The sequence below is a fragment of the Grimontia indica genome (genome assembly GCF_000333895.2).
Taxonomy (GTDB): domain Bacteria; phylum Pseudomonadota; class Gammaproteobacteria; order Enterobacterales; family Vibrionaceae; genus Enterovibrio; species Enterovibrio indicus.
Window position 1 is genome coordinate 63051 of the sequence record NZ_ANFM02000022.1, and the last position, 12845, is coordinate 75895.

The 12845-nt window shown below is 49.6% G+C and carries 10 protein-coding genes; 4 read left to right on the forward strand and 6 right to left on the reverse strand.

The features are described from left to right. Positions 1 to 7: 7 nt before the first annotated feature. Together D515_RS13330 and D515_RS13335 are read right to left on the reverse strand one after the other, a co-directional pair. Positions 8 to 1981: a methyl-accepting chemotaxis protein gene (locus D515_RS13330; protein WP_039850096.1), complete on the reverse strand. Its 1974-nt coding sequence runs from the start codon at positions 1979 to 1981 to the stop codon at positions 8 to 10. 378 nt (positions 1982 to 2359) lie between these two features. Continuing rightward, positions 2360 to 3115: a hypothetical protein gene (locus D515_RS13335; RefSeq protein WP_002539204.1), complete on the reverse strand. Its 756-nt coding sequence runs from the start codon at positions 3113 to 3115 to the stop codon at positions 2360 to 2362. A 319-nt stretch (positions 3116 to 3434) separates the two neighbouring features. On the opposite strand from D515_RS13335, the gene cysB reads away from it, so the two are divergent. The 3 genes from cysB to D515_RS13350 all read left to right on the forward strand — a co-directional run bounded on the left by cysB (position 3435) and on the right by D515_RS13350 (position 6422). Next, positions 3435 to 4409, forward strand: coding sequence for an HTH-type transcriptional regulator CysB (gene cysB, locus D515_RS13340; protein WP_002539206.1), 975 nt, complete (start codon positions 3435 to 3437; stop codon positions 4407 to 4409). A gap of 81 nt (positions 4410 to 4490) precedes the next feature. After that, the gene (locus tag D515_RS13345; protein WP_002539207.1) at positions 4491 to 5699 is read left to right on the forward strand and encodes a methyltransferase; all 1209 of its coding nucleotides are present in this window, start codon (positions 4491 to 4493) and stop codon (positions 5697 to 5699) included. Further along, positions 5700 to 6422 (forward strand): sulfite exporter TauE/SafE family protein, encoded by a 723-nt coding sequence (locus D515_RS13350; protein WP_002539208.1) that lies wholly within the window; start codon positions 5700 to 5702, stop codon positions 6420 to 6422. A 65-nt stretch (positions 6423 to 6487) separates the two neighbouring features. On the opposite strand, the gene D515_RS13355 is transcribed toward D515_RS13350, so the two are convergent. Together D515_RS13355 and D515_RS13360 are read right to left on the reverse strand one after the other, a co-directional pair. Further along, a complete protein-coding gene (locus D515_RS13355; RefSeq protein WP_002539209.1) occupies positions 6488 to 7375 on the reverse strand; it encodes a DUF3943 domain-containing protein in 888 nt (295 codons plus the stop codon). 149 nt (positions 7376 to 7524) lie between these two features. After that, positions 7525 to 8712 (reverse strand): aromatic amino acid transport family protein, encoded by a 1188-nt coding sequence (locus D515_RS13360; protein WP_002539210.1) that lies wholly within the window; start codon positions 8710 to 8712, stop codon positions 7525 to 7527. Between the two features lie 274 nt (positions 8713 to 8986). Here D515_RS13360 and D515_RS13365 point away from each other — a divergent pair, with 274 nt between their 5' ends. Continuing rightward, a complete protein-coding gene (locus D515_RS13365; RefSeq protein WP_002539212.1) occupies positions 8987 to 10243 on the forward strand; it encodes a CinA family nicotinamide mononucleotide deamidase-related protein in 1257 nt (418 codons plus the stop codon). 49 nt (positions 10244 to 10292) lie between these two features. Here the strand turns inward: D515_RS13365 and glsA are convergent, their stop codons facing one another. Both glsA and gadC read right to left on the reverse strand, forming a co-directional pair. Next, entirely contained in the window at positions 10293 to 11231 is a 939-nt protein-coding gene (gene glsA, locus D515_RS13370) for a glutaminase A (RefSeq protein WP_002539213.1), read from the reverse strand. Beyond that, entirely contained in the window at positions 11228 to 12787 is a 1560-nt protein-coding gene (gadC, locus tag D515_RS13375; RefSeq protein ID WP_002539214.1) for a glutamine/gamma-aminobutyrate antiporter GadC, read from the reverse strand. The genes glsA and gadC overlap by 4 nt, the downstream gene beginning before the upstream one ends. Between the last annotated feature and the right edge of the window lie 58 nt (positions 12788 to 12845).

Here is a 12845-nt window from a genome sequence, read left to right on the forward strand (position 1 = left end):
CTGCTCCTTAAACGCGGAAGTTTGCAATCAGGTTTTGCTGGTCTTGGGCCAGGTCTGCCAGCGCTTCACTGCTCGAAGCTGATGCGCGTGCATCTTTCTCTGCTTCGTAGGCAACGTGCGCGATACCGTTGATGTGTTCTGCGACATCATGGCTCACCTTGATCTGCTCTTCGGTGGCTTGAGCAACATGCACTGCCATCTCATGGATAGACTTCATGCGTGACACGATGTCTTGCAGGGTTTCATCCGTCAGGCGCGTCTGGGTCAGACACTCTTCCATTTGCTTCTGACTGCTGCTCATGGTTTCCGCCATACGTGACGCATTACCTTGCAGGTTGTTGATCATCAGCTGGATTTCTTCCGTCGACTGCTGGGTGCGAGTCGCGAGAGCGCGCACTTCGTCTGCAACCACCGCAAAACCACGGCCATGAGAGCCTGCACGTGCTGCTTCAATCGCTGCGTTGAGTGCCAGCAGGTTGGTTTGCTCTGCGATGTCTTGAATCACGTGCAGGATTGAGCCGATGTTGTTGGAGTACTGGTTCAGCTGTTGGGTGTTGTTCACGGCTTCTTCAATGTTGCCAGAGAGCTGTTCAGTCAGCTGACGGCTGCGGGAGACCTGTGAACGACCACTGTTCGCCGCATCGTTAGTGCTTTCTACTTCTGATACGGTCAGCTCAGTAGAGCGGGAGATTTCCTTGGCGCTCACTTCCATCTCAGAAATCGCCGCAGCGACTTGGTCGGTACGGGATTTCTGGTCTTCCACGCGTGACATGGCACTTTCGCTAACGTTCGCCGCGCGACTTGCTTCATCCAGTAGGTGCTGTGCGCCATCGCCGAATTTTGCCAGCGTTTGTGACATGGTGTTCGCCAGTTCATCTATTGAGCGGCTCAGCTCACCGAACTCATCCTGTGCGTTGTAATTCGCACGGGTGCGCATGTCGCCGTCGGTCATTTTGTCCAGCACGTTTCGGATCAGTGCCAGTGGTTTTTGAATACTACGCGTGGTGCTGACGCCAACCCAAAGGCTGACAACAGCGGCAATGGAGGTCATCAGGAATACATAGAAAAACGCTTCGCTCACCGCGGATTCTGCATCTTCACGGCTGCTGGTCGCCAGTTGTTGTGCATACTGAGCGTAACCTTCAAGCTGGCCTTGAATATCATCCATCAAACGGTTTGTGCGTTGGTTCTCTTGCTGGAGACGCGCGTTGATTTGTTGTTGTTGGCTCAAGACATCAATCAGGCCCTTGTCTCCCAATGTTAGGGATTCAACTTTCTTCAGATTGCGTGAGTAACGGGCTTTAACATCATCTTCTACGTTAATCAGCTCAAGGCGTTTGAACGCGATTTCGATGTCCTTTGCCATGGTGGCACGAAGCTTATCAAGGTTGGTGTCTTGATCAGCTCGGCGCAGCATTTTCAGGTCACGGGCAATACCACTGGTAATGAGTTCTGCGCGGTTGTGCAGTGAGCGCTTCACAGAAGCTTTTTGCAAAAGAAGGTTAGCAGCCCACTGGTAGGTATCCTCTAAACGCAGGAATTTAAGATCCAACGCTTCTCGTTCAGCGATCAGCTGGTTGGATTGCTTCTGCAGTTCAATCAATACCTTTGCTTGCTCAAAGTAGCCATTTGACGCCTGAGCGATCGCATTTAGTTGCTGACGTTCAGCGTCAGTTGGGCGGCCCTGTTGAGCAGTATTGAGCGTGTCGAAGAAGCGGCGTTTTTGCTCTTCGAACGTTTGGTCAATCTGACTCGCTTCAGATGGGTCGTTATGAAACGTTCTGACCAACAGATTGGTGTGCATCAACTGAGTGATCAGGTTTCCGGATGCGACCACCATTGGAGTGGATTGGTCGGTGATTTGTTCAACTTTGCCCTGTAGGGTCTTGGCGTTGAACAGGCTAACGCTGCTAAGTAATGCCATTAATACGAACATTAAGACAAAACCTGCAACTGTTCTCTGTACGACGGACAACTTCATTGTTCTCTCACTCTACGACAGTCTGGCGATGGGGATTCAAACACTGCGCGGCATAGCACGGCAGCCTTGAGTCACAACGGCTTCCAAATTTTTGCCTCTAAATAAAGGCTTAGGAGAAACCAAAAAAAAGGCCGGGGATTGTGACATCAAACATTCATATCGGCACACCGTACGTTGTTCTTTAATGAAAAAATGCTATCTGACGCACAAATAATTCGCGGATTAAAATAAATACTGAACAAGTGTATCGAAAGTGATTCTTGTGTGTATGGATTACTGGCCGTTTAGTCTGGAGGTGTATGGGTTTGCGGTGACGAGTGACAGGCACAAAAAAAGCCCCTTGTACGGGGCTTTTTAATAAGAAAGGGGGTTAATGTGTTACCACTTTTTCTTAGGCGCAAACAGTTCGTCCAACTCGTCGCCTTCTTTTTCTTTTGGTTGTTGGGCAGCAGTGGTTTTATTCAGCGCGGAATTGACATCTTCCAGCATAGCGGAGAGGCTTTCTTTCGCTGATTGACAGTATGGGTCATTCTTAGCGCTCACCACATCCAACGCCTTTTTCAGCAATTGTTGGGCAGTGCCCATCTGGCCTTTGATCTTCGCATCGTTTACGCGTTTCAACACATTCTCGATGTTGATCTTCATTTGCATCTGCTCGAGGCGCGAGTTTTCTGCCACGAACGCTTGTGTTTGCATGCGACCTTTGGTGTGCTCAGCTTTGATGACTGCGCGCAGACGTTTGACCAGTTTCAGCATTGAAATCGCTTCGCGATCGCTGTCTGGTACGCGGAAAGAGGTGGACTCTTTGTTTTGGTAAGCCTGTTTGATTTGGTTAATTTGCTGCTGCACATCTGCGATGCGTTGAGGTAGGGAACGATCGCTCTTGTCTATCTCATGCATGGTTTTAAGGGCGTCGAGAATTTTCTGGTTCAGACAAACCAGCAGGGTTCCGCTATAAGGCAGGTTGTGTGCGTTACCGATCAGCTCTTCAGTGGCATCAATAACTGCAATATATTTAGCCATTTCTTGGCGCTTTGATGACTCTACGCGCTGGCGCTGTTGGGCCATGATGTTGTAGCCAACAATAAGACCAAGCAAAATGACGCAGAGGCCAACAATTAAGGCGATATTCATAAGTGAGCGTCGATAATCCCAGTTAAAACGATGACTGCCTAAGATACACGATCTGCAGATAGGGTCATAGTTTGTTAGTACTATTTTCGATCTTAGCTAAATTCTGACGTAGCGTAACCCTTTTCTCCAACTTACTGCGTTTGAACGCACGTTTATTCACAGCGCTATCATTAAGTTATTTCCCACATTCCTTGTTTATAAAGCCTGACCGGACAAGGTATTTTGGGCGCTGTATAAAGGTTACGTGCTATAAGGCTACGCCTCCGCTAATTTTAGCGCTATAACAGCATTAGTCCCATTTATTGCTTGCTGCAACATTATGAAATTACAACAACTAAAATATATCGTCGAAGTGGTTAACCACGACCTCAATGTTTCTTCTACCGCAGAAAGCCTCTATACCTCCCAACCCGGCATCAGCAAGCAAATTCGTTCGCTAGAGGATGAACTGGGTGTGCAGATTTTTGGTCGCAGTGGGAAACACCTGACCAAATTGACGCCAGCAGGCAGCCAGATTGTCGAGATTGCGCGGGATATACTCTCCCGCGTCGACAGCATTAAATCGGTGGCGCAGGAATACACCAATCCAGAGCGTGGCCAACTGAACATTGCAACAACCCATACACAGGCAAGATATGCCTTGCCCGACGTGATTTCACGATTCGTGAAGCGTTATCCGAAAGTGTCCCTACACATGCATCAAGGCGCGCCGAGTCAAATTGCGGATTTTGTTTTAAAAGGTGCGTCTGACTTTGCCATTGCGACGGAAGCATCACATCTTTATGAAGATCTATTGATGCTGCCCTGTTATCACTGGACGCGTTCTTTGATCGTTCGGAAAGATCACCCACTGGCGCAGCGATCTTCTATATCTATTTACGATATTGCTCAGTACCCGCTGGTGACTTACGTGTTCGGTTTTACCGGGCGCTCTAGTTTGGATACAGCGTTCAACAAAGCCAAACTCAAGCCGAATATTGTGTTTACCGCCACCGATGCGGATGTGATTAAAACCTATGTGCGGTTGGGTGTCGGTATTGGTGTGATGGCTCGAATGGCCTATGACAATGAATTAGATAGGGATTTGGTGGCGATAGATGCCAGCCATATTTTTGATGCCAGCACGACACGTATTGGGTTTAGAAGGGGCACTGTCCTTCGCAGCTATATGTATGACTTTATCGAAAGTTTCGCACCACACCTGACGCGAGAAACCATTGAAAAAGTGATGCAGATGAAAGACCCCAACGAGGTCGAGCGGTTCTTCGACCAGTTTGACCTCCCTGTGCGTTAGCCAGCTCTGCATCTTCAGCTTGTTTGGGTATATACTTCGCCTGTTTTTCCGGTGATCCCGCATTGCGGGTGGAGTACTTTCTTGTCAGTGCCCTTCGATGTTCTCTCTGAACGCTTTACTCAATTAGATACTTTACTGTCTGCGCACAAGGCGTTTTGGCAGGGCGTCCCCTTTGATTGTCTCGACTTACCGTGGCGTGAGAGCCACCCAGAACTTTGCGAATGGTTGGATGCACAATCTCTCGATGAACTGGAAAACTGGAAAGCAGACCCTGCAGCGTTGTCCAAGGTGCTCAGCAAATGGCTTCCTGATGCAGAAGCGCTGGTTGGCTTATCTGCAATAACGCCTCAAAATTCTAGTAGTGTTCCTTGTGACGCCCATTGGTCGACTGGCGTTCCCGGCCGTAAATGGTCACAAATCAGCACGTTTACCTCGGCTGTGCATGGTGGAGAGGGAGAGCGTTGGCTGGAATGGTGCGCGGGGAAAGGATATCTCGGGCGTATTCTCGCGGTGACGAAAAATGCCAATGTTACCAGCCTGGAATGGCAACAAGCGCTTTGTGAAGATGGGCAGGCATATGCCGACAAACATAAGCTGCCGATGCAGTTTGTTCAGGGCGACGCCTTTGCAAAAGAAAGCCAACAGCTGGTAGACAACTGTGATCATGCGGTGGCGTTACATGCCTGCGGCGATTTACACGTGACACTGTTACGTCACGCAGTGGAAGCCAAACCGACTTCGGTGTCGATTTCGCCATGTTGCTACCACCTGATCCAGAGCAAGCAGTATCAGCCTTTATCTTCGTTAGCAAAAGCATCCGAATTGTCGCTCACCAAACATGACTTAAAGCTTCCCTTGCAGGAAACCGTGACGGCTGGGCAAACCGTCAGGAACAAACGTTTTATCGAAGTCAGCTTTCGATTGGGCTTTGATGCCCTGCAGAGACGCTTATCTGAAACTGAGAAGTACCTTCCGGTTCCTAATGTACAAAAGTCTTTGTTAAATGAGGGGTTTGAGGCATTCTGCTGTTGGGCTGCTGAACAAAAAGGCATCACTTTGCCAAAAGATGTTCACTTCGATGATTTCCTTAAAATCGGAGAAAGCCGGTTCCACACCGTAGAGAAAATGGAGACCGTTCGGACACTGTTCCGCCGGCCACTCGAAATATGGTTGGTTCTCGACAGAGCCCTTTATCTGACGGAAAACGGGTACCACACTGATATCTCGACATTTTGCTCTCGGGAACTGACACCGAGGAATTTGCTGATTCATGCCATAAGGAAAAAATAAATGGCACTGAGCACGGAAGAACTCGTCTTAATTACGCTGGCATTAAGTGCCGGCGCTTTCGTTCAGAGCCTGATTGGTTTCGGGCTTGCCATTGTTTCCGCCCCTATTCTCATGTTTATCGACCCCTCGTTGGTGCCTGCCGCAGTGACGCTTGTGACGCTTGGACTCGCCATCGTGAATACTTGGCAATATCGCAGCCAGTTATCACTCAAAGGGATTGGCTGGGCGTTCGTTGGGCGTATCCCCGGTACCTTTGTCGCTTCAGCTTTGCTTTTTTATCTCTCCGTAAATGCACTTGAACTCGTGATGGGCGTTGCCGTTCTCATTGCGGTGGTCGCCAGTATCTTCAAATTTGCGGTAGAACCGAACAATAGGAATATGTTCTGGGCGGGGTTTGCTGCAGCCATCATGGGCACGACAACCGGGATTGGCGGGCCACCCATGGCCTTGGTGCTTCAGAAGCTGGATGTCGTTAAACTCAGGGCAACGCTTGCTGGTTATTTCATTTTCAGCTGTGCGATTTCATTAGGTGCACAAGCGCTAGCGGGGTACTTCACCTTGTGGCATTTGAAAGTCAGCCTGATTTCACTGCCATTCGTTTTGTTATCTTCGGTGCTGGCGCTCCGTCTTGCGCCTTTTGTCAGGGCCGAGTGGGTGAGATATGGACTGCTGATCTTATGTGGTTTTGCCGGTATCGCGCTTCTCAGCAAGGGGCTTGCTTAGTCGATTTCACAGATGCAAAAAAAGCCAGCGATAATCGCTGGCTTTTCTTATTGCTCGAAGGCCTTTTAGAACTTCAGGCTGACCTGCATACCAATAAACTGGCTGTCATATGGCGCACCGGCATCTGCTGCGTATCGCGCTGCATCCTGGTTGTTAAACCAAGGGTCGTAGTTCATCCGCACTTCAGTGTCGCCCTGCCACAAATTGGTTACCCAGCCGTGGATATGACCCACAGGGTTTAGCAGGAACAGGCTGACGCCACCCAAGGTGTCCGAACCCAGCACTTCGCCACCGTCTGCGACGATGTTTTGCTCGGTCAGGTACATCCATTCACCCACTGCGGCACCAAACAGCGGTGTCACGATGATGTCCTGAATCGATGGCACTTCCGCGAAAGCTTCAACACCATACTCCCAAAAGAAGGTCGACATAGTGAACGAGTAGAGGAAAGACTCAAACTCTGTGAAACCAGAGTGGCGGGCTGCAGTGTAGTAAACACCGCCAAAATACGGGTGCATCACATAGTTCAGATAATGGTCGTCTTTATCCCAAACTGGGCCAGCAGAGACGTTGTCCCACCACTTTTTACCGAGGTTGGAAAAGTCGCGGTCTTCCGGTGTCCAGTTGGTCACGCTCTCCGGCAGGAAAGTCATCAGGCCAACGGTAGCCACACTCAATCCTAAAATGGTGTAGGTCTGACCCATCAGATAATCCCAGTCTTTACCTGAAGAGGTTGACAGGTATCGAGGTAAGCCTTGCGAACGATACTCATTGACATCGAAAGCGTAGCCAGTGTCTACAGGCTGAGCATTGTCTAACGCCGGCAGCGAATAGGCGCTGGCCGTGTTGTAGTGATATGCCTGCTGTTCGAAGTTGATTGTGGACGCATCGAAAGCGGAAACAGAATGAGTTACAAATAAAGCGGCCGCGGCGATAGTAGAGCGAAAACGCACGTAGGATCTCCCACACAAACAAAATGCCAAACCTCATCACATCGTCAAGAGTGGGGGGCTTGGCATGAAAAAAAGTCGAATTTAATGACGCTGAGTCATTCGGCACTATTCGGTACGTCCTTTAAGAAGAATGCCGAGACAATTGGTTACTACCCGATACCGTGTGCTAATTGTGAGGCAATCACGGAAAGGCCGCCAATCATAGCAATGGAAAGGGCTACTTTTCCACCGAAAACTTGATATTGGTCGCGATTTAAACCTAAACGGCGTACTTTCTGAGCCATCAAAACGGGAAGTACAACTGCCAGAATCACCAAAGCTATTGACGCAAAACCCAGCGCGGTAATGAATCCTTGCGGATAGAACAAAGCGACTAGCATGGGTGGAAGAAAAGTCACTAAACCAGTCTGAAAACGGCCTTTTACCGAAGCTGGGCGCTTTAGCATGTCAGCGATGAAGTCGAAAAGCCCCAGACTGACACCAAGAAACGACGTTGCCAGTGCCAAATCAGCAAATAGTGAGATCGCATTGGCGATGCGAGCTGAATCTACTGCAACACTGATGGATTGAATAAACATCCCCAAATTTGTGTTTTCAGCCAGCGTAGACGCGCCCAAAGCGCCAAAACTCGCAGCTTGCCAGAGCAAGTAAATAACCAGTGGCAGGGCGGAGCCAATCAGCATCACTTTTCTTAATACGTGAATATTGAGCCCGGTGTAAGCCACCACTGACGGAATACTGCCGTGAAAGCCAAATGAGGTGAACATGACAGGAATCGCTGCAATCAATAGCCCTTCCTGCAGTGGCAAGGAAACCAGATTTTGCCCTTCTCCCAAGGGAAGCAGTAATGCAAGGGAGAGCCCAAGAAGCACGACTTTCAGCAGAAACAACCCTCGGTTAATGACATCAACTTTTTGAGTGCCCAACATCACCACGGTTGCCACCAGAACGGTAAACAGAATGATACCTGCGCTCGGTGGTATCGATTCCGTCGCTGCTAATGCGGTCAGTTTATGGTGGAACTGGCCTCCGCCACCTGCAATGTAGGCAGCACAAAGCGCATACAACAGAAACAGAGTGGCAGCGCTCGCCACCCATTGGCCCTTTTTCCCGAGAAACTGTCTGGCGAGACTGTTTAAGGTCGCGTTAGCAGGTGCATGTTGATGAACCTCAAGCATCAGTAAAGCGGTATAGCTCATGAGCATCCACATCGCGATCATCAGAATCAGCGAATGAGTAAATCCCAACCCTGCTGATGCAAGGGGAAGGGCTAACATACCTGCACCAATCGTGGTGCCAGCGATGATCAAAGTGCTTCCTAAAACTTTATTGCGCATAATCGACTTCTTGTAATGATATGTTTACATTTTAAGTGTTGTATAGGGTGAATACTGCTGTAACCCAGCCAGAATATAGAGTTCTGCTTTGCTGTAAAGTTATATGTAATTATTTAAGTACGATTGGTGTAATTTATTATTTACGATTGTGCTGGGGTATCTCTTGCTGTGAAAGTAGGTTGAATTTGAGTCGCATCAGGTGAGTATTTTTTGTGCTTGAACGGGCTTCCTGATAACGTTTGAGTATTAATACAGTCCGAACAAGGAGATATCGGTGGAACACAGCAAACTTCGAGTTGCAATGCTCAGCACTGGTGAGGAAGTGCTTCACGGAGACATCACCGATACCAATGCAGCCTGGCTGTCGAGACGCTGCTTTGAAGAAGGGTTCGCCATGCACCGTCGTGTGACGGTGGGGGATGCTCTGGATGACATCGCCATCGAACTCGTTAGGTGCAGTCAGGTGTCAGATGTGGTGATCGTCAATGGTGGTCTTGGGCCAACCACGGATGATTTGACCACAGAAGCCATGGCAATGGCGATGGATGTCGATCTGGAACTTAACAGTCATTGGTTGTCGGAGCTTAAAAGCCGTTTTGAAAAGAACGGTAAGACGATGCCAAAAAGTAACATCAAACAGGCGATGCTGCCGGAAGGCAGTGAACTGGTGGACAACCCGGTTGGCAGCGCTTGTGGCTTCGCCGCCAAACTCAATGACTGTTTGTTCTTCTTCACGCCAGGCGTGCCAAGTGAATTTAAGCAGATGTTTGACAATGAAATCCTGCCTAGGCTCCAAGAACGCTTTCCAAATACTTACCGCAGGGAAATTAACCGTTTCTACACGTTTGGATTTTCAGAATCTCTTCTGAATGACAAATTTGAGTCTTTAGCGTTGCCAGAAGGTTTCGAGCTGGGATACCGCTCCGCCTTGCCTTTTATTGAGGTGAAAGTGTTCTCCCCTCGCCAGCATTCTGAAATCTCGCTGGTGGCGGACGGTATAAGGAACGTTCTTGGCGATTTAATGGTGGGGGATAACCTCCCCATGCTGGAATCTGTCGGCGTATTGCTTGAAGAGTCGGGCCTCAAGCTTGCGGTTGCCGAGAAGTTTTCCGGTGGTTATCTCACCAATTGGCTGAACCAAGATGACGATACACGTCAGGCACTTGTCCAGTCTTGGGTGTTGAGTGAGTCTACACTGACTGCAGACGGGGATTACAATCCTCTGGCCGCTGTGCTCGCCATGGCAGCAGCTTCCCGCGAAAATGCAGGTGCCAATATTGGTCTTGCCTGCGGAAATCTCGAAGCGGGTAGAGTGGCGCTTGGTTTGTCGTCTCAGGAAGGTGATTGGGGAGTGATCGTGAAGCCGCGTCGCAACCAGACACCGGAGAACTTTCGGATTTACTGCAGCACCATGTTGCTCGACCTACTTAGACGTTATCTAACCGGTCAAAACATGTTCCCGGAGATTGCCTCACTGGTGAAGTTGGAATCGCTTCATATTCCCGTTGAGGAAGTAGAAGACCCTGAGTAATGAAAAAATGGCCTGATAATCAGGCCATTTTTCTGCTCACCTTTCGATGCTATCGGTAGATATTTAGATTGAGTGCTTTTGCCACTTCCGCAATCATCCTCTGCCCACGCACACTGTTGCCGGATTCATCCAAGGGCGGAGAAAATGCCGCGATGCCACATTTCCCCGGCGCAACGGCAAGCAATCCGCCGCCCACGCCACTTTTGCCGGGAAGACCCACTTCAAACGCCCAGTCACCGGAGTAGTCATACAAACCTTCCATGGTCATCTCTGCGAGTAAAGGTGCCACATTGTCTCGAGACATGACCTGCTCGCCAGACAAAGGATTGACGCCTTTGTTCGCAAATGTGGCGGCCAGCACAGCCAGATCTCTGCACGTCACGAGTGTGGAGCACTGTCTGGTGTAAACCTCGCAAGCTTCCATCGGGTCACAGAAACAGTTCCCTGCGGCGTATAGCAGCCATGCAATGCCACGGTTGTGGAAGTTTGTTGTCTGTTCCGACTGGTTGATTTCCTCTGACAGTGTCACGTTTCCTGCGGTGATTCGACGTTGCATGTCCAGAATGCGTTGCCACCTTTGTTCTGGATTGTCTGCTTTCAGGAGGCTGACACTGGCCATTGCGCCCGCATTGACCAAAGGAGAGAGAGGCTTGTCTTGATGTTCACATAAAGCCAATACCGAATTGAATGGAAGGCCAGTAGGTTCCGCTCCAATCTTTTCACGAACCGTTTCGGACCCGACATCTTCCATCAGCAAAGCCAGTGTCACCACTTTGGATATGGACTCAATGGCAAAGCCAAAGTCACTGTCGCCAGCTTGATAAACATCACCATCAGCCGTGACAACGACTAATGCTGCCAATTCTGAAGGAACTGAAGCGAGATAAGGAATGTAACTGGCATTCTCACCACCGGGGAGATCGCGAAACTGATGGTAAGTATCGTTAACCAAAGCCTGAAGCTCGCTAGCGGAAGGGAGATGATTCATTGCGCCTCTCCTTTTCCTTCTCGGTGCATTTCGGTGACAGATTCCGTGTGACGGTCAGAGTGGTTCTCCACACCAGGGTGCACACCTTCTACCTGCCATGTAAATGGCGCAAAGTCAGAGTTCTCGCTCCGCCAGTGCGGCTTCCTCGAGGCATATATCAGAAAAGGAATAATGGCGAACACCAGACTGAGGCCAACAAGGATAGAAATAAAGGTTGTTGGGCTGCCTACGGCAATCTGACTGGGTGGGATAAAGCTAAAAGCAAAGGCAATCGCCGAGCTGGTAAAACCCACCCCGGCAAACACATACAAGCCTTTCTTTCCTCCCGGCACACGATATGGGCGTGGGCGATTAGGTTGACTAAAGCGCAGGTAAATCGCCGCCGAGAACATCAGCATATACAGAGTAAGGTAGATAACCGCGGCTAGCTGACTCAGGATTTGGTAAGCGGCTTCTACCGACGGCAGAACCACGAAGGTAACGGCAAGGAAACTCACAATGATGCCTTGCACCAAGAGAATATGAGTTGCCATGCCGTTCTTGTTGGTGTGTTGCCAGAATCTGGGCATATAGCCCGCTTTGGCGACTTCAAGCAAACCAGTGGATGGGCCTGCAACCCAGGTGACAATGCCAGCCAGCACGCCAATGGCGAGGCAAATCGCCATAATAGGACCGAGGAAACCCAGTCCCGCCCATTTGAACATATCGAAATAGGCCACCAACAGACTTTGGGTCAGGTTGATGTCGGCACTTGGGATCACAAAGGCGATGGCGAGAGTGCCAAGCACAAAGATCACCACAGTACCTAATGCCGCCATACCAATGGCAAGGGGATAAGAACGGGTAGGGTTATCCAGATCTTTAACGTGGATGGCGTTCATCTCCATCCCGGCATAAAAAAGGAAAATACTGGCAGCCAGCACCACATTGTTGAAGTTGGAAAGGTCAGGCACCAAGTCTTTCCATGCCAGCTCAATCTGGATTTTTTCTCCGCTGAACAGAAAGGCAAAGCCAAGCAGTATCAGGATAATGGCGGGAATAATGGTACCAATGATACCGCCCCACTTAGACAGTAAGGTAAAGGCTGCTACCCCGCGAAAAGCGACAAAGGTTGCGAACCAGTAAATTGCGAGCACGATAGCCAGTACAAAGAATTTGTTTTCTGAAAGTGCAGCATCGAAGGTTTGGTCCGGGCCGATAAAGGCCAGCGAAACAGCACCAAACGTCAATGCTGTGGGGAACCAAACGCATACCTGAACGAAAAGCAAGAACATCGCCATAAAGGCGAGCCTTGGCCCAAAGGCTTCACCAACCCAGCGGAATATGCCGCCTTTTTCTGGCCAGCCTGTGGCGAGTTCAGCCGCGACCAACGAGACAGGCACCAGAAAGAATGCCGCAGCGAAGACATAGAAGAACACTGAGCTCAATCCATACTCGGCTTCGGCAGGCAGCCCTCTGAGACTGACTACGGCCACAATATTCATGATCGCGAAGGTAACGACGCTGATTTTTCCTACTTCTTTTGCGCCAACTGAAGAATCTTTTTTGTTATTCATTTGGATAGTCCTTTACCTGTCAGGCTCGCTCTGGCCTGACAGTGGATGATGTAAAGAG